The organism is Devosia sp. LjRoot16, from assembly GCF_964252795.1.
Classification (GTDB): domain Bacteria; phylum Pseudomonadota; class Alphaproteobacteria; order Rhizobiales; family Devosiaceae; genus Devosia_A.
In genome coordinates this window covers 1721672-1746774 of the sequence record NZ_CAXUPH020000001.1, presented here as the reverse complement: position 1 = coordinate 1746774, position 25103 = coordinate 1721672, and the positions used below count along the sequence as shown (strand labels likewise).

26 protein-coding genes and 1 tRNA gene are annotated in these 25103 nt (G+C 66.6%); 12 read left to right on the top strand and 15 right to left on the bottom strand.

The features are described from left to right. Window positions 1-234 precede the first annotated feature (234 nt). The 3 genes from ACSQ23_RS08300 to ACSQ23_RS08290 all read right to left on the bottom strand — a co-directional run bounded on the left by ACSQ23_RS08300 (window position 235) and on the right by ACSQ23_RS08290 (window position 2236). Window positions 235-438, bottom strand: coding sequence for a Trm112 family protein (locus ACSQ23_RS08300; protein ID WP_055993896.1), 204 nt, complete (start codon window positions 436-438; stop codon window positions 235-237). A 41-nt stretch (window positions 439-479) separates the two neighbouring features. Next, the gene (locus ACSQ23_RS08295) at window positions 480-1145 is read right to left on the bottom strand and encodes an LON peptidase substrate-binding domain-containing protein (protein ID WP_069910998.1); all 666 of its coding nucleotides are present in this window, start codon (window positions 1143-1145) and stop codon (window positions 480-482) included. A gap of 143 nt (window positions 1146-1288) precedes the next feature. After that, complete coding sequence (locus tag ACSQ23_RS08290) at window positions 1289-2236, bottom strand: tetratricopeptide repeat protein (RefSeq protein ID WP_436090313.1); 948 nt, start codon at window positions 2234-2236, stop codon at window positions 1289-1291. A 212-nt stretch (window positions 2237-2448) separates the two neighbouring features. Here ACSQ23_RS08290 and ACSQ23_RS08285 point away from each other — a divergent pair. The 6 genes from ACSQ23_RS08285 (at window position 2449) to ACSQ23_RS08260 (ending at window position 8591) form a co-directional block, all read left to right on the top strand. Continuing rightward, a tRNA-Gly gene (locus ACSQ23_RS08285) sits at window positions 2449-2523 on the top strand. Between the two features lie 189 nt (window positions 2524-2712). Continuing rightward, window positions 2713-5391 carry an ATP-binding protein gene (locus tag ACSQ23_RS08280; RefSeq protein WP_436090312.1) on the top strand — a complete coding sequence of 893 codons (2679 nt, stop codon included), beginning with the start codon at window positions 2713-2715 and terminating at the stop codon, window positions 5389-5391. 173 nt (window positions 5392-5564) lie between these two features. After that, window positions 5565-5873, top strand: coding sequence for a hypothetical protein (locus ACSQ23_RS08275; protein WP_436090311.1), 309 nt, complete (start codon window positions 5565-5567; stop codon window positions 5871-5873). Window positions 5874-5932: 59 nt separating this feature from the next. Further along, on the top strand, window positions 5933-6253 hold the full coding sequence (locus ACSQ23_RS08270) for a hypothetical protein (protein ID WP_436090310.1): 321 nt from the start codon (window positions 5933-5935) through the stop codon (window positions 6251-6253). Between the two features lie 206 nt (window positions 6254-6459). After that, window positions 6460-7635: a histidine decarboxylase gene (locus ACSQ23_RS08265; RefSeq protein WP_436090309.1), complete on the top strand. Its 1176-nt coding sequence runs from the start codon at window positions 6460-6462 to the stop codon at window positions 7633-7635. A 188-nt stretch (window positions 7636-7823) separates the two neighbouring features. Continuing rightward, window positions 7824-8591: a response regulator transcription factor gene (locus tag ACSQ23_RS08260; RefSeq protein WP_436090308.1), complete on the top strand. Its 768-nt coding sequence runs from the start codon at window positions 7824-7826 to the stop codon at window positions 8589-8591. A gap of 20 nt (window positions 8592-8611) precedes the next feature. Here the strand turns inward: ACSQ23_RS08260 and ACSQ23_RS08255 are convergent, their stop codons facing one another. From ACSQ23_RS08255 to ACSQ23_RS08235, 5 genes are all read right to left on the bottom strand, one after another. Beyond that, complete coding sequence (locus ACSQ23_RS08255; RefSeq protein WP_436090307.1) at window positions 8612-8794, bottom strand: hypothetical protein; 183 nt, start codon at window positions 8792-8794, stop codon at window positions 8612-8614. Next, on the bottom strand, window positions 8791-9036 hold the full coding sequence (locus ACSQ23_RS08250; protein ID WP_436090306.1) for a hypothetical protein: 246 nt from the start codon (window positions 9034-9036) through the stop codon (window positions 8791-8793). The genes ACSQ23_RS08255 and ACSQ23_RS08250 overlap by 4 nt, the downstream gene beginning before the upstream one ends. A 208-nt stretch (window positions 9037-9244) precedes the next feature. Then, window positions 9245-10195 carry a substrate-binding domain-containing protein gene (locus tag ACSQ23_RS08245; RefSeq protein ID WP_436090305.1) on the bottom strand — a complete coding sequence of 317 codons (951 nt, stop codon included), beginning with the start codon at window positions 10193-10195 and terminating at the stop codon, window positions 9245-9247. A 53-nt stretch (window positions 10196-10248) separates the two neighbouring features. Further along, complete coding sequence (locus ACSQ23_RS08240; RefSeq protein WP_197421079.1) at window positions 10249-11253, bottom strand: ABC transporter permease; 1005 nt, start codon at window positions 11251-11253, stop codon at window positions 10249-10251. Then, window positions 11234-12775, bottom strand: coding sequence for a sugar ABC transporter ATP-binding protein (locus ACSQ23_RS08235; protein ID WP_436090304.1), 1542 nt, complete (start codon window positions 12773-12775; stop codon window positions 11234-11236). The genes ACSQ23_RS08240 and ACSQ23_RS08235 overlap by 20 nt, the downstream gene beginning before the upstream one ends. Window positions 12776-12978: 203 nt before the next feature. Here ACSQ23_RS08235 and ACSQ23_RS08230 point away from each other — a divergent pair, with 203 nt between their 5' ends. After that, the gene (locus ACSQ23_RS08230) at window positions 12979-14010 is read left to right on the top strand and encodes a LacI family DNA-binding transcriptional regulator (protein WP_436090303.1); all 1032 of its coding nucleotides are present in this window, start codon (window positions 12979-12981) and stop codon (window positions 14008-14010) included. Window positions 14011-14179: 169 nt separating this feature from the next. On the opposite strand, the gene ACSQ23_RS08225 is transcribed toward ACSQ23_RS08230, so the two are convergent. Both ACSQ23_RS08225 and ACSQ23_RS08220 read right to left on the bottom strand, forming a co-directional pair. After that, window positions 14180-14902 (bottom strand): cytochrome c biogenesis CcdA family protein, encoded by a 723-nt coding sequence (locus tag ACSQ23_RS08225; RefSeq protein WP_436090302.1) that lies wholly within the window; start codon window positions 14900-14902, stop codon window positions 14180-14182. Between the two features lie 6 nt (window positions 14903-14908). Then, a complete protein-coding gene (locus ACSQ23_RS08220) occupies window positions 14909-15325 on the bottom strand; it encodes a TlpA family protein disulfide reductase (RefSeq protein WP_436090301.1) in 417 nt (138 codons plus the stop codon). Between the two features lie 222 nt (window positions 15326-15547). Between ACSQ23_RS08220 and ACSQ23_RS08215 the strand changes: the two genes are divergently transcribed. The 5 genes from ACSQ23_RS08215 to ACSQ23_RS08195 all read left to right on the top strand — a co-directional run bounded on the left by ACSQ23_RS08215 (window position 15548) and on the right by ACSQ23_RS08195 (window position 19238). Beyond that, window positions 15548-16471, top strand: a complete 924-nt coding sequence (locus tag ACSQ23_RS08215; RefSeq protein ID WP_436090300.1) for a sulfurtransferase — start codon at window positions 15548-15550, stop codon at window positions 16469-16471. Between the two features lie 265 nt (window positions 16472-16736). Then, window positions 16737-17948: a YeeE/YedE family protein gene (locus ACSQ23_RS08210; protein ID WP_436090299.1), complete on the top strand. Its 1212-nt coding sequence runs from the start codon at window positions 16737-16739 to the stop codon at window positions 17946-17948. Next, the gene (locus tag ACSQ23_RS08205; RefSeq protein WP_436090298.1) at window positions 17945-18211 is read left to right on the top strand and encodes a hypothetical protein; all 267 of its coding nucleotides are present in this window, start codon (window positions 17945-17947) and stop codon (window positions 18209-18211) included. Before ACSQ23_RS08210 ends, ACSQ23_RS08205 begins: the two co-directional genes overlap by 4 nt. After that, entirely contained in the window at window positions 18211-18819 is a 609-nt protein-coding gene (locus ACSQ23_RS08200) for a DUF6969 family protein (protein ID WP_436090297.1), read from the top strand. Before ACSQ23_RS08205 ends, ACSQ23_RS08200 begins: the two co-directional genes overlap by 1 nt. Then, a complete protein-coding gene (locus ACSQ23_RS08195) occupies window positions 18816-19238 on the top strand; it encodes a GNAT family N-acetyltransferase (protein ID WP_055993928.1) in 423 nt (140 codons plus the stop codon). The genes ACSQ23_RS08200 and ACSQ23_RS08195 overlap by 4 nt, the downstream gene beginning before the upstream one ends. A gap of 160 nt (window positions 19239-19398) precedes the next feature. Here the strand turns inward: ACSQ23_RS08195 and ACSQ23_RS08190 are convergent, their stop codons facing one another. The 5 genes from ACSQ23_RS08190 to ACSQ23_RS08170 are packed head-to-tail and all read right to left on the bottom strand — an operon-like array spanning window position 19399 to window position 25052. Next, complete coding sequence (locus ACSQ23_RS08190; RefSeq protein ID WP_055993930.1) at window positions 19399-20517, bottom strand: anhydro-N-acetylmuramic acid kinase; 1119 nt, start codon at window positions 20515-20517, stop codon at window positions 19399-19401. 11 nt (window positions 20518-20528) lie between these two features. Then, window positions 20529-21533: a serine hydrolase domain-containing protein gene (locus ACSQ23_RS08185; protein ID WP_055875123.1), complete on the bottom strand. Its 1005-nt coding sequence runs from the start codon at window positions 21531-21533 to the stop codon at window positions 20529-20531. Then, window positions 21530-23257, bottom strand: a complete 1728-nt coding sequence (locus ACSQ23_RS08180; RefSeq protein ID WP_055993932.1) for an ABC transporter ATP-binding protein — start codon at window positions 23255-23257, stop codon at window positions 21530-21532. The genes ACSQ23_RS08185 and ACSQ23_RS08180 overlap by 4 nt, the downstream gene beginning before the upstream one ends. Next, window positions 23254-24093 (bottom strand): ABC transporter permease, encoded by an 840-nt coding sequence (locus ACSQ23_RS08175; RefSeq protein ID WP_055875117.1) that lies wholly within the window; start codon window positions 24091-24093, stop codon window positions 23254-23256. The genes ACSQ23_RS08180 and ACSQ23_RS08175 overlap by 4 nt, the downstream gene beginning before the upstream one ends. Continuing rightward, window positions 24093-25052 (bottom strand): ABC transporter permease, encoded by a 960-nt coding sequence (locus ACSQ23_RS08170; protein WP_055875114.1) that lies wholly within the window; start codon window positions 25050-25052, stop codon window positions 24093-24095. Before ACSQ23_RS08170 ends, ACSQ23_RS08175 begins: the two co-directional genes overlap by 1 nt. Window positions 25053-25103 lie beyond the last annotated feature (51 nt).

Below are 25103 nucleotides of genomic sequence, written 5' to 3'. Positions count from 1 at the left end.
ATATGCGCAAAGTTATGGACTCGTACTGCTCAGATGCGGGCCCCATCGGCGAATTTGCCACCAGCCAGCGCCCCAAACTCGGTGTCATCCCAGCGAAAGCTGGGACCCAACTCGACGCAGCGCAGGTGGATAGATGGGTCCCAGCTTTCGCTGGGATGACAGCCGGTGGGTGGGCAAGACCGAGTTTTTGCAGGGCATGACACCGCGGCTGATCCCGTTCGCCAGTGAACTGCGCTAGCCCAGCCGCGGCAGGTTGCGGCCCATGTCGCCCTGCTCGATCTCCCGCGCCTCATCGAGGCTGAGCATCGGCACGCCATCGCGGATCGGGAAGGCCAGGTGCGCCGCCACCGAGATCAGCTCGGTGCCGTCGGCCGAGAGCGTCAGCCGGGTCTTGGTCAGCGGACAGACCAGCATTTCGAGCGTCTTCACATCCACCACATGGCGGAGATTGGTCGCGGCCTCTGCTGGAGTTCCCTCGCTCAATTGAGCGGCGAGGCCCGGTCGTCGCCCTTGGCCATCTCGAACTCGGCCATGGCGATCAGCGTCTCGGCGCGGGTCTCGAGCGTATCGGCTTCGAGCAGCGCCTGCTTTTCGGCCGCCCCATAGGGCGAGACCATGGCGCAGAAATTCACCAGGTCGGCGGTGCCGGTCTTTTCGATCTCGTCCCAGTTGAGGTCGAAATTGCCGAACTCGGCATAGTCGCGCATCATCTTGAGGAAGCGCGGCCGATCCACTGCCTCCTCGCCGAACTCGCGGTCGAAATCCGAGGCGAAGGCGTCGGTCGCGATCATGCCGCGCCGGAACGGCGTCATGGTCGGCATTTCCTTCAAAAGCTCGAACCGGCACAGCCCTTCGAGGATGACGAAGTAGCGGGCTTCCTCGACCTCCTCGAAATGGCTGATCCGCCCCACCGTGCCGATGCGCTGCAGCGGCGCCCGGCCCTTCGGGCTTTCCTCGGACGTGTCGCGCGGCTGGATCAGGCCGATCAGCCGGTCGCCCCTCAGCGCATGGTCGATCATTTCGACATAGCGCGGCTCGAAGATATTGAGCGGCCGCCGGGCATAGGGCAGCAGCAGGGCGCCGGTCAGCGGGAACAACGGAACGCTGGCGGGCAAATCGGCGGGAGAATTCGGTCGCTTCAACACGGGCGCCTCCGGGAGCGCAGTCAGGAAAAGTTGTAAGACTTTTCCGGTTCGACCGCGCGACAATCAAAAACTGGAGCCGGTCCGGCTCCTCGCGCAGTCCAGAAAAGCCGGAGCCGTCACGGCTCCGGCTTGGGTCAACTAGCTCAGCTGAACAGCAGCGCCGACAGCAGCCGGCGGCCCTTCAGCGTGGCGGGGTCCTTGGGGCCCCAGGCTTCGAACAGTTCGAGCAGCTTCTTGCGCGCCCCGTCCTCGTTCCAGGTGCGGTCGCGGCGCATCAGCGCCACCAGCGCTTCGGCGGCTTCCAGCCGCTTGCCCTCGGCATTGTATTTCACCGCGAGGTCGAACCGCGCCTGGTGATCGTCGGGGTTGGTTTCGAGCTGTGCCGCGAGCTCATCGGTTTCGCTGAGCTCCGCCGCCTCGCCGAGCAGCTTCAGCGCGGCCAGCGTCGAGGTGTAGTCGTCGCCCTTGCGGCCCTCTTCCGGCATGGTGTCGAGCACCGCCTGCGCCTGGTCCGGCTCGCCGGCGGCGAGGAACACCTTGGCCATGCCGACGATTGCCGGAGCATTTTCCGGCTGGTGCTGCAGCACCATGCCATAAACCTGCGCCGCCTGGTTGAGGTCGCCGACCTGCAGCGCCTCGCCGGCGGCGGTCAGCGCATTGGCGATCTCTTCCTCGATCGAGCCGGCCTGCGGCTGGCCTGCGGGCGCCCCCGCGATCACCTTGTCGGCAAAGCGCCGCACTTCGCTTTCGGGGATCGCCCCAAGGAACGCGTCGACCGGCCGGCCGCCGGCAAAGGCAAACACGGCCGGAATCGACTGGATGCCGAGCTGGCCGGCGACACCGGGGTTCTCGTCGATGTTGATCTTCACCAGCCGGATCTTGCCGGCCTTTTCGTTGATCACCTTCTCGAGGTTCGGCGTCAGCTGACGGCACGGGCCGCACCACGGCGCCCAGAAATCCACCAGCACCGGGGCCTCCAGCGAGGCATCGATCACATCGGCCTTGAAGGCGCGATCGGTCGAATCCTTGATCAGGGCGCCCGCGGGAGCCGCCGAATTTTGTGGGGCCGGGTTGAGGTCGTTGAAGGACATGCTGTGCTTTTCCTGCCGCGACGGGCCACTGAGAGGCCTGTCTTTCCTTGGTTTTCTTGCGCCCCGATGGGTATCGGACGCAAGCTTTTTCCCGGGCGTGATGAGACCAGAATTATGGGTTGCAAACCCGCTTTCGATTGGGCATATAGGCGCGCGGTTCGGCGCTGCCAAGTTTCCCACGGGAACGAAGCATCGTAAAGAGCCGATGGAGTGCGGGTGTAGCTCAGGGGTAGAGCATAACCTTGCCAAGGTTAGGGTCGAGGGTTCGAATCCCTTCGCCCGCTCCAATATCCTCCCTGTACCTCAGGGATGTGACGATAAGGCCGGGCCAACAGCCCGGCCTTCGTTTTTTCTGCGACTGAGCTCGCGGCGCCCACTGACTTAACAGAAATTCGACGCACCTCGGTAACGGTGCCGCATTGCCAACAAAGTTATAGGTCGCACTTTGCCTACATGGGGCGGTGGTGCGGCAAGCAATGAGCAAGTTACTGGAACGGTCGGCCCCACTTGATGTCTTGCGAACGGTAAGAGAACGTACTGCGGCCGGGCATGGCGGCACTGTGTTGATCGAGGGCGAGGCTGGAATCGGCAAGACGACGCTGCTGCAAGAGTTCGCGGAACAGCATGCGGGAGAGTTCAAAGTAGCGTGGGGATGGTGCGAAGCGCTGTTCACGCCGCGGCCGCTGGGGCCGCTTCACGACATGGGCCGGTCGATGGGCGCCGTTATCGCCGCCCTGCTGGAGCAATCGGCTCCGCCCGATCGTTTGTTTCCCGCCCTTCTCAACAAACTTCAGGACGACGGCGACCCGCTGATCCTGATCTTCGAGGACGTGCACTGGGCCGACAACGCCACCCTCGACCTCGTAAAATACCTGGGCCGGCGCATCGGCCTGCTGCGCGCCATGGTGGTGCTCACGGCGCGCAGCGACGAGATCGGGCCGACCCATCCGCTGTCCTACGTGCTTGGCGACCTGCCGGCCGCGGCGGTGACGCGGATCAAGCTCGGTCCCCTGTCACCTGCAGCAGTGCAGGAACTCGCTGTCGATGCCGGGCGATCGGGCGATGACCTCTACCGGGTAACGGCCGGCAATCCGTTCTTCGTCACCGAACTACTGGCGACCGGAGGGGGCGAGCCAGGCAGCGTCCCCGATTCCATCCGCGATGCGGTGTGGTCGCGGCTGGCGCGCCTCACTCCCGGCGAACGCGACGTGCTCGAGATGATGAGCATCGTCCCCGGGAACATGGAACTGGGCCTGATCAAGGCTCTGCTCGGCCCCGATGCCGAAGACCTGGTCGACATGGCTGTGGGTCGCGGCCTCCTGCGGCGCGACCCCCAAGGCGACATCTCGTTTCGACACGAGCTGGCGCGGCGGGCGACCCTGGATCGCCTGTCGTCGAGCCTGCAGCGTTCGCTGCATACCAAGGTGGAAGTCGCGCTGGCTGCGCTCCCCGGGCAGGATAGCATGCTGCATCTGGCGCGCCGAGTGCACCATGCAGCTGGTGCCGAGGACGGGGCCGGGGTGCTGGACCTGGCGCCGCGCGCGGCGGCGCAGGCGTCGCGGCTTGGTGCGCACCAGCAAGCGGCTTCCTTCCTTGCGACGGCGCTCGAGTATGCCGACATCGCCGAGCCGGCGGTTGCCGCCCAGTTGCACGAAAGCTGGGCTTACGAGGCGAGCCTCGGGCTGTTCGACTATGATGCGATCATTGCGAGCCACCACCGCGCCATCGCCATCTGGCGCGAACTCGGCAACGGCGCCAAGATCAGCCTCAACTATCGCCTGTTGTCGCGCCTGCACTGGCGCCGGGGTGAGGGGGCTGAGGCGCGCAACTTCGCCGACCTCGCGGTGGAAGAAGTCGAGGGCACCGGACCCGGGCCAGAGTTGGCGATGGCCTACAGCACGCGCTCGCAGCTCAATATGCTGCACTATCGGTTTGCCGAGGCGATCGACTGGGGGCGGCGGGCCATTGGCCTCGCCGACGAACTTGGCGTCGTCGAGACGCGGGTGCACGCGCTCAACAATGTCGGCACCGCAATGCTCTTTGATGCCCGTCCCGGCGGACGCGAGGTGATGGAGGAAGGTCTGGCGCTGGCGCTGCAGCATGGCTTCCATGACCATGCGGCGCGCGCCTACACCAACTTCGCCGAGCACGCGGTGGTGTCCAAGGATTTCGAACTGGCCGAGCGCCTGCTGGCCGAGGGTATTGCCTTCGCCGCACGGCACGACCTCGATTCATCGACGCAGTACCTGCTTGGTCGGCAGGCGCAGTTGCGCATGGAACAGGGCCGATTGCGCGAGGCCGAAACCATCGCACAGGGCGTTATCGGCATGGAGCGGCTGCCGGTCGTCATGCACCTGCCGGCGCTCACCGTGCTGGGACGGGTGCGCATGCGGATGAACCTGCCGGATGGCGAGCGGGCCTTGCTGCGGGCCCTCGACGAGGGGCTGCCGACGGGTGAGCCGCAGCGCATCTTTCCAGTACGGATCGCGCTGGCCGAAGCCGCCTGGCTCAGGGAAGACCTGGATGCGGCGCGCCAGCAGCTCACTGAGCTCACTGCCATCGACCTCAGTGGGCTGCGGGCATGGGACCTGGGGGAACTGGCGGCCTGGTGGCGCCGCTCATCAATGCCAGGCGACGTTCCGGCACGGTTAGGCGAGCTGCCGGCGCCATGGGCGCTGGAGCTTGCCGGACAACCCGCTCGGGCTGCCACCAAGTGGACCACACTGGGACTGCCCTACGAAGCCGGTATCGCCTCAATGCAGGTCGCGGGGGCGGAGGCGGGGGCGGCGCTTGGCCAGGCGATCGCCATGTTCGAGACCATCGAGGCGCGTCAGGCGACGGCGCTGGCGCGACGGCTGGCGCAGCGGCTTGGTCTGGCCGAGGAGATGCCAAAATCGCGTCGCGGGCCCTATGCCAGTTCGCGGCAGCATCCGCTGGGCCTCACGCAGAGTGAGCATCAGGTGCTGCAGCTGATTGCCGACGGCAAGTCCAACAAGGATATCGCCCGACACCTGTCGCGCTCGCCACGGACCATCGAGCACCAGGTTTCTGCGGTGCTGGGCAAGTTCAGCGCCGCCAACCGGATCGAAGTGATGCTGCGGCTTCGCACCGAGCCCTGGCTGTTGCAGACCCCGGTCGAGGCAACCGCTCTTTAGGTAGCGCGGCGGCAGTTAGGGGGAACCACCTATGTCACACTTGCAAAATTAGGGCGGTGCGAAGGGCAATACTGGGCACTCGACGATCATCTTCCTAGGCGGCGTCACCGATTTGCATGCCGGCGCGCCGACTTAGCCTCTCCCTTGCTCGATCAACGAGCAGGGAGAAGATCGTGACTGTTACCCAGGATATTTCCACCCCCGGCCGCCTGATGCGGCAAGCGGACCTCGTCAACGCTCTTGCGGCGCGTTTGCGGGGCCCGGGCGGCTACTACAATGTCGGCAACGTACTCGGCCTCGCTACGGCGCTCGGGCTCCAGTTCGCCAACGCCGCCGGATCGACGAAGACCGGTGCTGACCTGTTGTTCAGCTACTTCGTCGGCAGCCCGCAGGCCCTCGCCTTCACCATCGCCACGCTGATCTTCCTCGTCGGCGGGGAGGTCTACTACCGGGCGATGGGACCGGGCCGAACAAGCGACTGAACCGGCTCGGCGATCTGCTGTCGGCGGCCGGCGGGGCAGCGCTCTCGGTCAGCCTGCTAGTGCTGGGCCAGCCGCTGCTGGCGCTCGCCACGGGCGCCTTCGTGGTCCTGGGCAAACTCGGCAGCGCCGTGTTCGGGGATGACGCCGTCGGCCCGCCGCTCTGGCCGGAAAGCTGGCCCGACCCGTTCCGCCTCGCCGTGCTGGTCGGCCGTGCCCCTGCCATCGGCGCCGCCGGGCTCGATCTGACCTACCAGATCGGCAGCGGTGCCCCGGTCATCGCCCTGATCCAGCCGGCGATACTGATCGTCTGCCACGTGCTGTGGGTCAAGGCCGACCTGCTGCTGCTCGGCGGCGGCAAGCGTGCCGTCGCAGCGAGCTGAGGCGGCGGCGATGCGCGGCTTCACCGAGTTCGCCGGCCGCCTGACGCGGCTCGTCTATTCCCGGGAGCGCGGCAGCTTCATCTCCGAGGTTGTGCCGCACTCTTTCGAGGCAGGCAAAGCCTCGCCAAAGCCAATGCGGGAACACGGTGCGGCAGCGTCCTGTCCGCAGCACGCCCCGGGATTTTGCCCAGACAAAGGAGGAAACAATGATCGTTGACGCCATTACCCCGGACGCCGTCGTGCTGCCTCGCCCGATCGCGGATCACCTGACGCTGGCGCGCATCGAGAGCCGGCTGAAGACAGCCCATGCCAACCATCTCGGCTACCCTTACAACCTCGCCGGCGATGTGCCCGCGGCATCCCGCTTCGCCGGCTACCTGGTCAACAATCTCGGCGATCCCTATGCGGGGTCGCACTACGGCTCAGAGGTCTGCGACCTCGAACGCGAGGTGGTCGACTGGCTGATGGAGCTGTGGCAGTGCGACAATCGCGACAACTACTGGGGCTCTGTCGGCGCCAGCGGCACGGAAGGCAACTTCTGGGCCCTCTATCTGGCGCGCGAAGCCTTCCCGGATGCCATCCTGGTCTATCCGCGGGAAGCCCATTACTCGATACCCAAGTCGGCCCGCATCCTCAGGATGACCACGCAGACGGTCGAGTGCGAACCATCCGGCGAAGTTTCATTGCCAGATCTGCGGCGCGTACTCTCCCGCCTGCGCAGCGCCTTCGTCATCGTGGCGCTGACCTGTGGCACGACGGTGAAGGGCGCACATGACGACATCGGAGGTGCGATAGAGGTCCTTGAGGATTGCGGCTTTCCGGCGCAACGGCGTTTCGTTCATGTCGATGGGGCGCTCAACGCCATGGTGCTGCCATTCCTCGAAGGCGTGCCGGACCGCCTGCAGCCGAGCTTCCGGCACGGGATCAACTCGCTATCGACGTCGGGCCACAAGATGATCGGCACCACTATGCCGTGCGGCGTTCTGGTCACGCAGCGACGCCACATCGAGCGCGTTGCGTCCGCTGTGGCTTATCTGAGGTCGAATGACACCACCCTCATGGGGTCGCGCAACGGGCACGCGGTACTGGCGCTCTGGGCCCGGCTCTTCGGCCACGGCCGCCTTGGCTTCCAACGCGACGCCGAGCGCTGCGCGGCCCGTGCGACCAGGCTGGCCGAGGATCTTCGCGACGCCGGCGTCCCGATATTGCTCAACCCACACGCGCTGACGGTGCTCTTTCCGCAACCGAGCGAGGATGTCATCAGGCGCTACCAACTGGCCTGCACCGGCGACGACGCACATGCAATCATCATGCCCAATGTCACCGACCAACTGGCATCAAGGTTCACCTCCGACTACCTGGCGTGGTGGGACGGAAGGTAGCGCGCTGCAGCCCCGCCGTCGCGGCAGGGACCCATCCGTGTCCGGTGTAGGCCGCCAAGGGAGACAACGACAAGGCCGGGCCCAACAGTTCGGCCTTGGTTTTTTCTGCGCTGATGCCCGCGGCGCGGGTTACTGACCGCCTCATCTGTGCTTTTGTCTGCAGCCCAGCGAGGGAGGAAGCGCGCTTCGTGAACAGCACCAATGCCGAACGGATCCACGCGCTCTGGGATGAGCTGTCGGATTTCGACGTCAGCCAATCAGAGGCTGCCGCCGCTCACCTGATGCAGAGCCTCGTCGGGCTGGCGGGGGTAGAGAACGCCGCCTGGGCCGGCGCTGTTCGCGTTGGCGGACCGGACGACCCGCTGTTCGGCTGGCGGGTGGCGCCAGTGAAGACCACCGATCCCGACCTCGACCCGGATCAGGCCCATTTCAACGTGCTGCCGGCCTGGGATGAGCGCGACATCGATCCGTGCTTCCTGCTGCCGATGCGCAATGTCGGGGCGTTCCGGACCTATTCGCTGCGCCGCGAACTGCCGGCCGCATGGTTCGAGTCATCCTTCTACCGCCGGCAATATGGCGGCGCCGGCATCTATGACGCCGTATTCGTCGGCTTCCCGCTCAACGAGGACTGCGAGTCGCATTTCGGCTTTTACGCCACCCAGCCCATCGCCGACGAAAGCATCGAACTGCTCGCTTACGCCATGCGGGGCATCAAGTGGTTCCATCGCCAGTTGCTGATGAGCCATGGCCTGCTGCTCGCCTCCGCGCCGCTGACCCCCACCGAGCACAAGGTGCTGCAGCTGCTGCTCACCGAAGCCACCGAGAAGCGCGTCGCCCATCAACTCGGCCTCGCCGAATCCACCACGCACCAGCACGTCGTCGCCATTTTTAGGAAGTTCGGCGTACATAGCCGCGCCGGCTTGATGAGCCTGTGGTTTAACCGTCCTACGGCCTGACCACGCCCCGCCCCCGCTGTTCAGGTCACCTGGACTGACACCTTCGGCTGGACCCGCGGAGCCAGCAGCAGCACGCCGATCGCGAACGGAATAAGGCAGGCGAGGGCCGCGCGCAGGCCCACCATCCCGGCGATGAAGCCGACGACCGGTGGGCCGATGACGTAACCGGAAAAGCAGATCAACGACAACGCGGCGATATTCATGGCCGGGGAACGAGGCGGATTGCGGCGCGTTCGGACAGCCGTGAGGTGACGAAGGTGCCCACCAGCGGCAGCGATGCCATGATGCCCAGCGGCAGCGCTGCCAGCGCCAGCCCCAGCTCGCCGACATCCAGTCCCAGGCGCGCCTGAATATCCGGCAGATGCGGCAGCCACTTGGCGATGATCAGTCCATCGAGGAAGAAGATCAGTCGAATGGCGGCGATCGGCGATACTGCGAACCTCATCTACTGACCAGACGGGAACCTCGGCGGGGGTGATGTGCGATAGTCGTCCACCGAGCGGTGGCGGAGCTTTCGGAGCGTTGCACAACATTGTTGGGCCAATATTTGAATTCGGCCCGAAGTTGGCCTGGTGGTCGTCGGAGCGGTGCTGCCGGCACAAACAAAAAAGGGGCGCCGAAGCGCCCCTTTCCAATTCAGCTCGATCGTTCGATCAGAACGGGCTTTCGGCGTCGAGGTACTCGGCGGCGTTGTCCTTGGTGATCAGGGTCGAATCGAGGATGTAGCGGCCGGCGACCTGGATGCCGCCGGTGAAGTGCGAGGTGGTCAGCTCGATCGCCGTGGCGATCATCGCCGGGCTGTAGCTGACATCGACGGGGACCAGCTTGTCGCCCGCCGCCACGCGCTGCAGCATCTGCTGCATGCCGGCGCCGCCGACGATGAACATGTCGTTCTCGCGGCCAGCCTGTTTGATCGCCTCGATGGCGCCCAATGCGATGTCGTCATCCTGCGCCCACACCGCCTTGATGTCGGGGAAGCGGGTCAGGAAGTCCTGCATCACCTTGAAGCCGTCATCGCGGTTCCAGTTGGCGAACTCGTCGTCCAGCACCTTGATGTTGGTGCCTTCGATGCCGGCAACGAACGCATCGAAGCGCTGCTGGTCGATCGGGATCGGCAGGCCGCGGAGGATCACGATGTTGCCGCCTTCCGGCAGCGCCTCTTTGAAGTATGCCGCCGAGTTGGCGCCGAGCCCCGGATTGTCGCCGGCGACATAGAGGTTTTCGACGCCGTTGATCGACAGCTGCCGGTCGACGACAGTGACGAACTTGCCGGCGTCCTTGACCTGCTTGATCGCCGAGGTCATCGCGTCCGGATCACCCGGCAGGATGACCAGCGCGTCGATGTTGCGGGTCGAGACCATATCCTCGATGTCGGCGATCTGCTTGGGCGCGTCGGGCGCCGAAGCGAAGACGAAATCGACATTCGGATAGGTGGTCTTCAGCCGCTCGATCGCCTGCTGCGCGAAGTAGTTGACGCCGCCGGTCCAGCCATGGTCGGCCGCCGGCACCGAGACGCCGATGGTGACCTTGTCCTGGGCCAAAGCGCTGCCGCCGAGAGCGCCGGCGATCACCGCCGCTCCCATGAGGGATTTCAGCAATTTCATGTAGTCCTCCCGTTGCTGCCCGCTCCTTGCGGGCATTGTGAAACCTGTTGGGCCTAGCTGGCGCGGCGACCCCGCTGCAGCAGCACGGCAAGAATGATGATGACGCCCTGGAACGCCCCGTTGAGGTAGGGGCTGATGAAGCTCTGGAGGTTCAGGATGTTGCCGATGAGCCCCAGGATCACCACGCCGACCACGGTGCCCCAGATCCGGCCATAGCCGCCCTTGAGCGTCGTGCCGCCGATGATCACCGCGGCGATCGCCTCGAGCTCCCAGAGCACACCGGTGGTGCTCGAGGCCGAGCCGAGCCGCGGCACGTAAAGCAGCACCGCGACGCCGACCAGCACGCCCTGCAGGATGTAGGTCAAGAGCCGCACGTTATCGACATTGATCGAGGAATAGCGCGCCACCTGCTCGTTCGAGCCGATCGCCGCGCAGTAGCGCCCGAAAGCGGTGCGGCGCATGACGATCTCGCCGCCGATCGCCACCAGCGCGAAGACGATGATCGGCCACGGCACGCCGAACAGCCCGTCGTAATAGACCGGCCGATAGAGGTCGGCGACCTGGAAGTTGAGCGACAGCGTCCCGCCATCGGCAAGGAAGGTGACCAGTGAGCGGAAGATGCCCATGGTGCCGAGCGTCACGATGAACGCCTCGATGCGACCGCGGGTGATCATCAACCCGTTGCCGATACCGGCCCCGCCGCCGACCACCAGGCCCGCCGCCATGCCGAAAAGGACGACGCCCCAGGTGACGCCCATCGAGGGGATCAAAGAGTTCATCACGATGATCATGATGCCGGCGATCACCGCCGCCATCGAGCCGACCGACAGGTCGAGCCCGCCCGAGGTGATGACGAAGGTCGCGCCGATGGCGATGATGCCGATGAACGACGAACGCGCCAGGACGTTGGTGAGGTTGGAGTAGCTGAGGAAATTCTCGTTGAGCGAGATGCCGAGCAGCACCAGCAGCGCCAGCGCCAGCAGCGGCCCCACCGTCTTCAAATCGAGGCGAAAACCGCTTGCCGGCTTCACCGTTGCGTCAGGCGCTGATGCGCTCATCATTCCCACTCTGCTTGATGCCTGCGGCGTACCGCATGATTTCCGCCTCGGTGATCTCGGCGCCTTCCAGGAGGCCAGCCATGCGGCCCTCGCGCATCACCACCACGCGGTGGCTCAGCCCGATCACTTCCTGCATTTCCGACGAGATCACGATGATCGACTTACCCTCGGCGGCCAGCGCCGCGATGATGTGGTAGATCTGCTGCTTGGTGCCCACATCGATGCCGCGCGTCGGCTCATCCATGATGATGATGTCGGGCTCCGACTCCATCGTCTTGCCCAGCATCAGCTTCTGCTGGTTGCCGCCCGACAGCCGCCCGACCGCCACCGAGGGGTCGCGCGCCCGGATATCGAAGCGGCGCACGGCGCGATCGAGCGCCTTCTGCTCGCTGGAAAAATCGAGAAAGCCGGCCTTGAGGTGCTTGCCGAGCGTCAGCAGCGTCAGGTTGGGCCTGAGGCCCATATTGAGCAGCAGGCCTTTGCCCTTCCGGTCCTTGGTCATGTAGGCGAGGCCGGCGCTGACCGATTGCGCCACCCGGGTGAAATTGACCGGTTTGCCGTTGACCTGCACTTCGCCGGCGGTGCGGTGCACCAGCCCGACGATCGCCTCGGCCACCGCGGTGCGGCCCGAGCCGATCAGCCCGGCAAAACCGAGGATTTCGCCCCGCCGCATGTCGAACGAGATGTTGCGCACCCCCGGCGCCTCGAGCTTGCGCACCGACAGCACGACGGGGGCATCGACATCCGGCTCGTGCTTGGGCGGATAGAGGTTGGTGAGTTCGCGGCCGACCATCATCTGCGCCGCCGAATCCGGCGTCATCACTTCGGTGCCGACCGTGGCGATCAACTGCCCATCGCGCAGCACGGTGACGCGCCTGGCCAGCGCCATCACCTCGTCGAGCTTGTGCGAGATGAAGATGATGGCGACGCCGCGTGCGGTGAGCCGGCGGATCTGCTCGAACAGCGTCTGCGTCTCGCCCACCGACAGCACCGCGGTCGGCTCGTCCATGATCAGCACCCGGGCATCGCGGCTGATCGCCTTGGCGATCTCGACCATCTGCTTGTCGGCCACCGACAGCGTGCTGATGCGGGTATCGGGATCGACGTGGACATGCAGCGTTTCGAGGATCGAGCGCGCCTTCGCGCGCATCTCTGCCACATCGAGGAAGCCGAAGCGGCGGATCTCGCGGCCGAGAAAGATCGACTCGGCGACGGTCAGGTGCTCGGCGAGGTTGAGCTCCTGGTGGATCAGGACGATGCCCATCGCCTCGGCTTGGCCGTTGGGCGGCAGCACCATGGGCCTGCCGTCGAACATCACCGTGCCGGAGCTCGGCTGCTCGATGCCGGAAAGGATCTTGATGAGGGTCGATTTGCCCGCGCCATTCTCGCCGATCAGCGCATGCACTTCGCCGCGCCTGACCTCGAAATCGACGCTGAACAGCACCGGGACGTCGTTGAACGACTTCGAAATCCGGCTCGCCGCAAGGATTGGCGGCGCTGACGCGTCAGCGGCGTGCGACATCGATGAGCTCTCCCCCGGGAAGCGGCCGGTTCCTCCTGGCTCTGCTTCCGTGATCGGTGATGTAAAGGTTTTCATAACCTATGTAAAGGTTTACATGACGCATCATTGGTGTAGCCTCGCGACGTGACGACTGGCGGAACCCGCGCCTTCTGATAAGGGATTCTTGGGACCACCTCGCCTGCCGGCGGTGGACGGAGCAGCGCGTGCAGCAACAGAAACTGGCCACGATTGAAGACGTTGCGGCAATTGCCGGCGTTTCCATCGCTACCGTCAGCCGCGCCATCAACGAGCCCACCAAGGTCGCCGACGAGACGCGCCGCCGCGTCAACGAGGCCATCGCGCGCACCGGCTACACCACCAACGCCATGGCCCGTTCGCTGCGCATGCGGCGCTCCAACATGATCCTGATTCTGGCGCCCGATGTCGGCGACCCGAACTTCTCCAACATCCTTGTCGGGCTCGAGACCGAAGCCAGCAAGCGCGGCTATGGCGTGTTGATCGGAAATACCCAGAACGATGCCGAGCGCGAGGCCGACTACCTGCGCTTCATCAGTTCCAACCAGGCCGACGGGATGATCCTGCTCACCGGCCACCTGCCCTACGGCCATGCCCAGCCTGGCCAGGAAACCCGGCTGCCGCCGATGGTCGCGGTCAACGAGCCGGTGCCCGACAGCGACATCCCGTTCGTCGGCGTCGACAATTTCGAGGGTTCGCGGCTCGCTGCCGAACACCTGATTTCGCAGGGCCATCGCCGCATCGCCTTCATCGGCCGCTCCAGCAGCCGGGCGGTGAACCAGCTGCGCGAGCGCGGCTATCGTGCCGCGCTCGAAGCCGCCGGCATCGCCATCGACCCGCTGCTGATCCTCGATGGCGACGGCACCACCGAGAGCGGCCGCCAGGCCACCGAACACATGTTCGTCCGCGACGTGCTGCCGACGGCGTTTCTGTGCATCAACGACGCTACGGCGCTCGGGGTAATCATCGCCCTCAATGCCCGCCGCTACGACCTGCCGCGCCAGTTCTCGGTGATGGGGTTCGACGACATCTCGTTCGCCAGCTTCGTCACCCCCTCGCTCACCACCATGAAGCAGCCGCGTTTGCGGATCGGCGAAGCCGCCATGGACATGCTGCTCAGCCTGCTCGAAGGCAATCGCCCCGACCGCAACAGTGTGCTGCTGCGGAGCGAACTCATCGTCCGGAATTCGGTGGCGCCACCGAGGTCGTCGCTGCCTTAGGGCATTCCGTGCTCGAGTTAGGCCACGCCTCGCCTCCCCCACCGGGTGTGATCCCAGCGAAAGCTGGGACCCAACGCGCCTCAGCACCAGCGGATAGATGGGTCCCAGCTTTCGCTGGGATGACACCGAGGTGTTGGGACGACCTGTACCATCCAACAGCGAAGCGGCTTCAGCTCAGCGGAACCTGCGGTTCCCAACTGGTGAGCAACCCTTCCCACCCCGGGAACCATTCGAGCAGCAGAATCTGCACGTTGCGGTCCCAACCGAGCCAGATGGCGAGCGCCGTCAGCAACAGCACGATCCCAAACACGCGCTGGATGGTCGCGGCATGGCTCTGGAACCAGCCGAGCCGGCGCACCAGTTGCCGGCCGCCCAACAGCACCGCCGCCATCGGCAGCGCCGTGCCGAGCGAGAAGGCGAGCGTCACCGCAACAGCTCCAAAACCCACCGACTGGTTGAGCGCCAGCGTGATCACCGACGCCATGATCGGCCCGACACAGGGGCTCCAGGCGAGGCCGAGCCCGAGGCCCACCACCACGCCGCCGCCGAAGCCGGTGCTCTGGCTGGCGGGCGCCCGTCCGGCAAGCCCGCTCGCCAGCCGCTCGAACTCCAGCTGCAGCCCGGGGATGACCAGCACCAGGCCGAGAATGGCGAGGACCACGGCACTCAGCGTGCGGTTGATGTCGGGCGGCACACCCAAGAGCCGCACCAGCGCGCTCAGCGCCAGCGTCGCCGCGGTAAACGCCAGGACGAAACCGACGATCACCCCGATTGGACGCGCCTTGCCCTCCTGCGTCGCCGTCGCGAGGATCATCGGCAACAGCGGCAGCACGCAGGGCGAGAGAATGGTGATGACGCCCGCGACGAAGGCGAGCGCGATGGTTGCCAGCATCAGCGGTCAGAGCGCGCTGGTATGGGCGTTGAGGCCGTTGACCCCGCCGCTGTTCCACAGCTCCACGCCCTTGCCGTCCTGGTCGAGCAGCACGAACGTATCCTGGTAGGTGACGCCGAAGCGGGCCTTCAGCGCCTGCTCCTTGTCATAGTCGGCGATCACCAGGGTCAGGCCCGGGTTCACCTCGTCCCAGCGGGCGTTGAGCTCCGTCACCGTGGCTCGGCAGTTCGGACACCACGCGGCGTAGAAGAACACCACTGTCGTCCCTTTACTGGCGAGCTCGGCGAGCTGCGCATCCCCCTCGTAGGAGAGCACCTGCGAGGCAGGCGCGGCGGCGACCGCGTCTTCAGCGAACACCGGAGCGATTACGGCAGGCAGCAGGAGAAACAGGGAGGTGAGAAGCAGGCGGAGCAATGGGCGCATGAAATGGTTTTCCGGCACGACGAGCCGTCGATTTGATCGGCATTATCGCCTGCACCTGCGCGTATGCCTATGGGTTCACAAGGAAATTGATTGCCGCGAGACCATCGCATGGCGACGGAAATTCCTGCCTTGCCCTGCAATTTGGAAACCTGTCGGCAGCATCGCACGGGGCGATGCGATTATGATGCCAACAAGTTCATGCTCGAGAGTGAGAATACTTCAATGCGTTTCAACGTCCTCGCTACGGCGCTCGTCCTCGGCCTTGCTGCCGCCGGCAGCGCGCAGGCCGAACGGCTGACCGATCAGCCGCTGGTCGATGCCGCCTGGCTCAACAGCCAGCTCGGCAAGCCCGACCTGGTGATCATCGACATCCGCGACACCCCCAAGGATGGCACTGCCCCCTATGCCGCCGGCCACGTGCCGGGCGCCGTGGAAGCGCAGTACGCCGCCTATGGCTGGCGCGCCAAGATCGACGGTGCCCCGGGTCTACTCCCCAAGCTCGAGGATATTTCGGCCAGGATCGCGGCGCTCGGCGTCAGCGACGACACCCAGGTGGTGATCGTGCCGGCCGGCAGCGACGTCAGCGAGTTCGGCAGCGCCACCCGCGTCTACTGGACCTTCAAGGTGCTCGGCCACGACAATGTCACCGTGCTCGACGGCGGCTACAAGGCCTGGGCCGACGCAGGCCAGGCGGTCTCGACCGACGTGGTCACCCCGGTGGCCGGCAGCTTCACCGCCAAGCCGCGGCCGGAGCTGCGCGCCGAAGTGGCTGAAGTGGAAGAGGCGATCGCCAGCGACACCAACCTGATCGACGCCCGCTCGGTGGCGCAGTTCATCGGCAAGGAAAAGACCAACACCGTGCAGTCGCTCGGCTCCATCCCGACCGCGGTAAACCTCAACTTCGACAAGTTCTGGGACAAGGATGCCGGCAAGTTCGCGTCCAAGGCCTCGATCGATGCGCTGGTGCAGCAGGCCGGCGTCACCGACACCGACGGGCTGATCACCTTCTGCAACACCGGGCACCTCGCCTCGATCGCCTGGTTCGGCCTCTCCGAGGTCGCCGGCCTCAAGGGCGTGCGCCTCTATGACGGCTCGATGTCGCAGTGGACCCTCGACCCGGCCCGCCCGGTCGTCGTCCAGAACTAACCCATCCTGTCACGCGATGCCTGAGGCGATCGCCTCCCTCCCCCTTGAGGGGAGGGATTGAGGGAGGGGGTGGTGCAGTCAGCACTGTGCCCGCCTCACCACCCCCACCCCCCGCCCCTCCCCTCAAGGGGGAGGGGAGCAAGCCGGCGGACGCCCCAGCAAGCGTGAGTACCTTCGACCAATCGCTTATGGCGCCCGAGATTGCGGTCTCGGGCGCTGCCGTTTACGACAAGTCGAAGACGGCCCGTATAGGATTTTGACTCTCGTGACAGACATCAGCGCGTCTCCGGCCCCTTCCTTCAGCTGGCCCAAGCTCGACCGCGGCCCGGTGATCGTGGCCCTCGCCATGTTCGTCATCGGCAGCGTGGTGATCGGCCAGGTGGTCGACCTGCGCCAGACCGTGCTGTTCCTGATCGGCGGCCTGCTCGGCGCGACGCTCTATCACGCCTCGTTCGGCTTCACCGGCGGCTGGCGGCGGCTGGTGGTCGAAAGGCGCGGCGCCGCCGTGCGCGCCCAGATGCTGATGGTCGCCATCGCCACCATCGTCTTCATTCCGCTGCTCGCCGGTGGTTCTGCCTTCGGCCGCCCGCTGGTCGGCGCTGTGGCTCCGGTCGGCGTCTCGGTCGTGATTGGTGCTGCCATTTTCGGGCTCGGCATGCAGTTGGGCGGCGGCTGCGGCTCGGGCACGCTGTTCACCGTCGGCGGCGGCAGCGCCCGCATGCTGGTGACGCTTGCCGCTTTCATCTTCGGCGCACTGCTCGGCACCGCCCACCTCCCGTGGTGGCTGGCGCAGCCATCGCTGCCCAGCATCAGTCTCGGCACCAGCCTTGGCGCGCCGCTGGCCATCATCGTGACGCTTGCCGGCCTCGCTGCCGTCGCCGGCATCACCGTGCTGATCGAACGCCGCGCGCATGGCGGGCTCGAACAGGCATCGAAGCCGAAGACCCGCGGGCTGTCGCGCCTGCTGCAGGGGCCGTGGCCATTGGTCGGCGCCGCGGTGCTCCTGGCGCTGCTCAATATCGCCACGCTGCTGATCGCCGGGCATCCCTGGTCGATCACCTATGGCTTTGGCCTCTGGGGCGCCAAACTCGCCCAGTCGGTCGGCGTGCCGGTCGAAACCTGGGCGTTCTGGACCGCCCCGGCTCAGGCCCAGGCGCTCAGCCGCAGCGTGCTGTTCGACATCACCTCGGTGATGGATTTCGGCATCCTGCTCGGCGCGGCCCTCGCCGCTGGGCTCGCCGGCAAGTTCGCCCCCAAGGCCGACCTGCCGCTCAAATCGGCGCTCGCTGCGGTGATTGGCGGCCTGCTGATGGGCTATGGCGCCCGGCTGTCGTTCGGCTGCAATATCGGCGCGCTGTTCAGCGGCATCGCCTCGGGGAGCCTGCATGGCTGGGTCTGGTTCGCCGCCGCCTTCGCCGGCAGCTTTGTCGGCATCGCGCTGCGTCCGGTGTTCGGTCTCGACGGGTTCAAGAAATGAGCGGTTCGCGTAACACCCTGCTGTTCGGCGCCGCGCTGCTCGCCGCCACTGCGGCCGTCGCCGCCGACCACATCAGCCGCGGCAGCGGCGCCGCGGCCCCCACGGCAGTCACCGCGGGCGCCGATGCGGCCCCCTGCGCTGCAGCCGCCCCATGTGCCGCAGCGGCTCCCTGCGCTGCAGCCGCTCCTTGTGCCGCAGCTGCTCCCTGCGCTGCGGCAGCTCCTTGCGCCGCGGCCGCGCCCTGTGCGGCAGGCAGCCTCTGATGACCGACGCCGCGGACCGGCTTCGCGCGGCGCAGGAAGCGCTGTTCTGCGAGGAGGTACTGCGCAAAGGCGGTGATAACGTGCTGCACGCCACCTTGCGTGATGCGCCGGTGATCGCCTGGAGCCACTACCCGCCCGGCGACGTCTACGACCCGGCCTCGGGCGGCCAGTGGTACTATCACTGCCACATCCCGGCAGCCGAAGCCGAGCACGGCCACTTCCATTGCTTCGTCCGCCCCGACGGCAAGGATGGTCCGGTGCATCACCTGATTGCCGTCGGCGTCGATGCGCATGGCCGGCTGCAGCGGCTATTCACCGTCAACCAGTGGGTGGTCGGCGACAGCTGGCTCGATGCCGAACCGAGCATCGCCCTGCTCGATCGCTTCGACATTGAGATGCCGCAGCCCTCCTACCTCACCAACCGCTGGCTGAGCGCCATCCTCCGGCTCTACGCCGACGAGATCGCCACGCTGATCCGGCAGCGCGACGCGACCCTCGCGGCGCGCCAGGCGCCGGGTGGCGCACCGATCCGCGACGATCGCACGCTGGAGGTCACCTCGGAACTGCGCGTCGACCTCGCGTCCACGGTTCGGGCCCTGATCCAATGAGCTACCTTGCGATCAGCGTCACCGAAACGCCGGCAGCCGAGGACCTCGCACTCATCAGCGGCCAGCTCACCGCCTTCAACGAAGCCGATGTCGGCCCGGCCGACCGCCGTCCGCTGGCCGTGGTCGTTCGCGATGACGCCGGCAGCATCGTCGCCGGCATTTCCGGCTACACCGCCTGGGGCTGGCTCTACGTGCAGTGGCTGTGGGTCGCCGAGGATCAGCGCGGCGCCGGCCTCGCCGGCCGCATGCTGGCGGCGGCGGAGGCCGACGCCAAAGCCCGCGGCTGCCACAGCGCCTATATCGACACCTTCAGCCCGGTGGCGCTGAAGACCTATCAACGGGCGGGGTATCTGCCGTTCGGCGCGCTCGAGGATTTTCCCGAGGGGCGGACACGGACGTTTCTGCAGAAGCGGCTCTAGACTAGCGCCGGTGCGGGCTGACCCCCACCCTTGATCCCTCCCCGCAAGGGGGAGGGAGACGATGGAGCTTCGATGTCAGTGTCTGGGTCTCCCTCCCCCTTGCTTGCGGGGAGGGGACAGGGGTGGGGGTCCACAGCCACCGGCGGCAGCGGCGAGCCGCTCAAGCCGCCAGCCGTCCCCCCAGCAGCGGATGCGGCGCCCCCGTCGTCGTCGGAAAGCTGATCGGCAGGCCGCGCAGCACCCGCACGGCAAGAAACGCAAAGCACTCCGCTTCGATCGCATCGCCGCGCCAGCCGACGGTTTCCGCCGGGGCGGCCTCAACGCCGGCCCGCGCCTTCAGCATCTCCATCATCAGCGGGTTATGCCGCCCGCCACCCGAAACGATGAGCTTGCTCGGCCGGGTCGGCAGGAGGTCGAGCCCCTTGCCGACGGCGGCGGCCGTGAAGGCGGTGAGTGTCGCCGCGCCGGTGGCCGGGTCGAGCCCGTCAGCCATCGCCGAAGTGAAATCGAAGCGGTCGAGCGATTTGGGCGGCGGCGCGCTGAGATAGGGATGCTGCAAGAGCTTTGCGAGCCGCACCTCATCGACCGTACCGCTCCGCGCCAGCGCCCCGTCGCGATCCATCTCGCCCAGCCCATGCGCCTTCATGAAATCGTTGAGCGGCGCGTTGGCCGGGCCGGTATCGAAGGCGACCAGCCGGTCGGCGCCATCCCAATAGGTGACGTTGGCGACGCCGCCGAGGTTGAGCACGGCCGTCTCGCCATGCGTCCCGAGCCCGCGCAGTAGCGCCTGGTGGTAGATCGCAGCGAGCGGCGCGCCCTGCCCGCCGGCCCGCACGTCGGCCGAGCGGAAATCATAGGCGACCTTCACCCCGAGCAGCTGGTGCATCAGTTCGCCATCGCCGAGCTGCCGGGTGGCCCCGATCCGCCCCGGCTGCGGCGCCCGGTGCAGCACTGATTGGCCGTGAAAGCCGACGACGCCGATATCGGCCATGCCGAGCCCGGCGCTCTCCACCAGGTTCTTGACCGCCGCCGACTGCGCCCGGGTCAGCATCTCTTCCGCCTTGGCGAAGATGGCGGGATCCGGACCGTCGAAATTCCATTTGCGCGCCTCGGCCAGCGTCGCTTCGAGCGTATCGCGGATAGCCTGCGGATAAGGTGCCAGGGTATAGGCGCCGAAGCGCTCGATGCTCTCGCCGTCGGTTTTGAGGAGCGCCACGTCGATATTGCCGTCGAGCACGGTGCCGGTCATCAGTCCCACGGCCCAGATCGGTGCTGGCATGGTTCTTCCCCTCAGTTCTCGTTGACCAGGTCGCCCACGGCGCGGCGCAGCGCGATGATGCCGCTGTCAAAATGTCGGGTCGGGTGCACGCGGTTGGTGAGCAGCGTCCAGGCCCGTCCCGTGGCGAAATCGATCCACAGGCCCGTGCCGGTGAAACCGGTATGGCCGATGGTCTCAGCCGAACAGTGATCGCCACCCGACCAGCCTTCATAGGGCCGCTCCCAGCCATGGGTGCGGCGCGGCGACAGCGCAGTGCGCATCAGCGCAATGCTGCCGGGCGCGGCGCCGGTGCCGGAGAGGAGGCCCTGCGCGTAGTCGAGCACCGAGCTGGCCGTGCCGAACAGCCCGGCATGCCCGGAGCCCTGCAGCGCGTAGCAGTTCTCGTCATGTACTTCGCCGACGATGACCCGGCCGCGCCAGGCGTCCCGCTCGGTGGCGGCGCTCAGTTGCGGGTCGGCTGACCAGCCGAAGCCAGGACCCGGGTCCTGCTGCCGGATCAGCTTGCCGCTCAGCCGCTCGAGCGCAATGCCGAGGAGGATAAAGTTGATGTCGGAATAGACCGGCGGCCCCGCCTGCCATTCGTTCTGCAGCACCCAGGCGCGCAGCAGGTTCGGGTCGTTCCCATAGGTGTAGATCGGCACCACCCCGGGGAACGGCGTCTGGTGGCCGAGGCACTGCCGGAAGCTGAGCTTCCGCTCCCAGCTGTTGTCCGGGTTGTACTGCCGGAAGTCGGGGATCACCGAAGTCAGCGGCGCATCGAGATCGATCGTGCCCGCCTCGGCCAGCGCCAGGATGCGCGGCGTGGTGAAGATCACCTTGGTGAGCGAGGCGAGATCGAACCAGGTGTTATCAGTCATCCCCCGCTCCGCCGGCACCAGCTGCGCCGAGCCGATCGAGCGGACGGCACGGTTGCCGTCGCGGTCGACGACACCCAGCACCCCGCCGGGGATCCGCTTCGCTGCTACCGCCGCCTGCAGCGGCGCGAAAGCGCGATCGAGAACAGCGGTAAGACTCATGCAGTTTCCTCCACGCGCACGCGATGATCGTCGCCCGCCTCGCGCCACTTTGCTGCCGGCGGTTCGAACCCTGCTGGACGCACCAGCGAGGGCACCTGGGTCACGTCGACGGCAAAATGCTGGCGCCGCCGTTCGATCGCCGGCACTGCCGCGATCAATCGCTTGGTATAGCTGTGCTGCGGTGCGCCGAGCACTGCCGCCGCCTTGCCGATCTCGACGATCTGGCCGGCATACATCACCGCCACCCGGTGCGCGATGCGCTCCACCACCGCCATATCGTGCGAGATGAAGAGGTAAGCGAGGCCGAACTCGCGCTGCAGGTCGATCAGCAGTTCGAGCACCCGCGCCTGCACGCTGACATCGAGCGCCGACACCGCTTCGTCCAGCACCACCACATCGGGGTTGAGCATCAGCGCCCGGGCGATGCAGAGCCGCTGCCGCTGTCCGCCCGAGAACTGGTGCGGGTAGCGGCTGAGCGCGTCCTTGGTCAGCCCGACCCGCTCGAGCAGGAACACCATGCGCTGGCGCAGCTTGGCGTCGACGCGCTGGCCCGCGGCGATCGCCGGTTCGGCCAGCAGGCCCTCGACATTGAGGCGCGGATTGAGCGAGGCGTAGGGGTCCTGGAACACCATCTGCACCGGCCGGCCGCTGCGGCCGGCCTTGGCTTCGATCCGGCCGCGCGTCGCTTTGACGAGGCCAAGAATGGCCCGCGCCGTGGTGGATTTGCCCGAGCCGCTTTCGCCGACAATGGCCAGCGTCTCACCCGGCCTGAGCTCGAAATCGACGCCGTCGACCGCATGCACCGCGCCGGTCTTGCGCCGGAACAGCCCCTTCAGCACCGGAAAGCGCACGGCGAGGTTATCGACCGTGACGATCGGCGCCGCGTGCGAGCCGCCATCGCTGCGCACCGCACTGCCGGAGGTGAAGTGCGGCACCGCTTTCAGCAAGTGCCGGGTGTAGTCGTGCTGCGGGTTATCGAGCACGCTGTCGAGCTTCCCCTGCTCCACCGCCACGCCGTGCTGCATCACCATGATGTCGTCAGCGATGCCGGCGACGAGCCCGATATCGTGGGTAATAAAGATCATCGCCATGCCAAGCTCTTCCCGGAGCTCGGCCAGCAGCGCCATGATCTGCGCCTGCACCGTCACGTCGAGCGCCGTGGTCGGCTCGTCGGCGATCAGCAGTCGCGGGTTGCTGGCCAGCACCATGGCGATCATCACCCGCTGCCGCATGCCGCCCGACAGCTGGTGCGGGTAGTATCTGAGCCGCTGCGCCGCATCAGGGATGCGCACCCGCTCCAGCGCCTCGCGGGCCGCCCGGGTTGCTGCGGCCCCGACCAGGCCACGATTGAGCCGGAAGGCTTCCTCGATCTGCGCCCCGACGGTGTGCACCGGGTTGAGCGAGGTCATCGGCTCCTGAAAGATCATGCCGATCTCGCGGCCGCGGATGCGCTGCAGCGCCGGCTCGTCCGCCGCGGTGATGTCGATCGCCGCGCCGTCGGCGCGCTGCAGCGTGATCTTGCCCTTGGTGATGCGCCCGCCGCCGAAATCCACCAGCCGGTTGACCGACAGCGCCGTCACCGATTTGCCCGAGCCGCTCTCGCCGACAATGGCGAGCGTCTTGCCGGCCTCGAGCCCGAAGCTCACGCCCTTCACCACCTCGTTGTCCCGGGGTTCACGGCCGAACCCGACATGGAGGTCCCGGACCTCGAGCAATGTGCTCATGCGGCCCTCCCCTGCGTGCGCGGATCGAGGATGTCGCGCAGCGCATCACCGAGCAGGTTAAAGCCGAGGATGGCGAGCATGATGGTGAGGCCGGGGAAAATCATCAGCCAGGGGGCACGCGTCATCATCGACTTGCTCTCGGCCAGCATCACCCCCAGCGATGGGGCCGGCGGCTGCGTGCCGAGGCCGAGGAAGCTGAGGCCGGATTCGGTCAGCAGCGCCCAGGCCAGCGCCAGGGTGATCTGCACCGTCAGCGGCGCGACGAGGTTGAGCAGCAGGTGCCGGGTCAGGATATAGCCCTGCGAACTGCCGAAGGTGCGCGCCGCTTCGACGAACTCGCGTGCCTTCAGCGCCAGCGCCGGCGCCCGCACCACGCGGGCAAAGATCGGCGTATAGACGATACCGATGGCGACAATGCTGGTCACCATGCCCGCCCCCTCGATCGCCACGATCAGCAGCGCGAGGAGGATCGCCGGAAAGGCCAGCAGCACATCCATGGTCCGCATCAGCACCCCATCCCACAGGTGTCCCCACCAGGCGGCGAATAGCCCGATCACCGCCCCGGCACTCGCCGCGACGGCGACCGAGGCGAAGGCGACGATGAACGACTCGCTGATCCCCAGCATCAGCCGGCTGAAATTGTCGCGACCAAGCAGGTCCGTGCCGAACCAGTAGGTAGCGCTCGGCGGCTTCAGCCGATCGACGACGAACTGCTTCAGCGGATCGTGCGGCGTCAGGCCCACCACGCCGAGCCCGGCGAGCACGAGGAAGATGAAAATGATCGCCGCACCGATGCGGCCGCTTGGGTGTCGCCACACCGCCTTGAGCAAGCCCATCACTTGCCCCCGAGCCGGATGCGCGGATCGAGCGCCGCATAGGCGAGATCGACCAGGAGGTTCACGACGAGGAAGTTGAGCGCGATGAACAGCACGGCGCCCTGCACCAGCGGATAGTCACGCTGGCTGATTGCGTCGAGCGTCAGCCGGCCGAGCCCCGGCAGGGCGAAGATCTGCTCGACGATCACTGCGCCACCGAGGAGGTAGCCGAACTCGACGCCCGACAGCGTCACCACCGGGATCAGCGCATTGGGCAGCGCATGCTTCCAGACCACGTCACGCTGCGAGGCACCCTTGCTGCGCGCTGTGCGCACATAATCGTCGCTCAGCACATCGAGCATGGCCGAGCGCGAAATGCGGGTCACCGCGGCTGCGAAGCTGAGGCCCAGCGTGATCGACGGCAGGATCATCTGGCTGAGATTGCCGATCGGGTCGACGAATAACGGGGTGAACGAGCCCATTGCCGGCAGCATGCGGAAGGTCACCGAGAGGAAGTAGATCAGCACCAGCCCGACGACGAAGCTCGGCGTCGATTGCCCGAGCATGGCGAAGAGCCGCACCACCAGGTCGGAGGGCCGATCGACGCGGGTCGCGGCGAACACCCCCGCCGGAATGCCGACAGCCAGCGAGATCAGCATGGAGAGAAGCGACAATTCGAGGGTGAGCGGGAAGCGGGCGAGGATCACCTCGAGCACCGGCTTGCCATAGGTCACCGAGATGCCGAGATTGCCTTCGAACAGCCCGGCGAGCCAGCGGCCATATTGCACGACGATCGGCTGATCGAGGCCGAAATAGGCCGCCAGCGAGGCGCGCTGCGCCTCGGTCAGCAACCCCGCTTCGGTCCCCAGCATGGCGATGATCGCGTCGCCGGGCACCAGCCGGATGGCAAAGAACACCAGCAGCGATACGCCCAGCAACACCAGCGGGAACGTCAGCAGCCGTTGCGTGAGATAGTTCATGTCGGCCGCACCCGCCTGTTGGTGAGGCGGGCCGTGGGGCCCGCCTCCTAG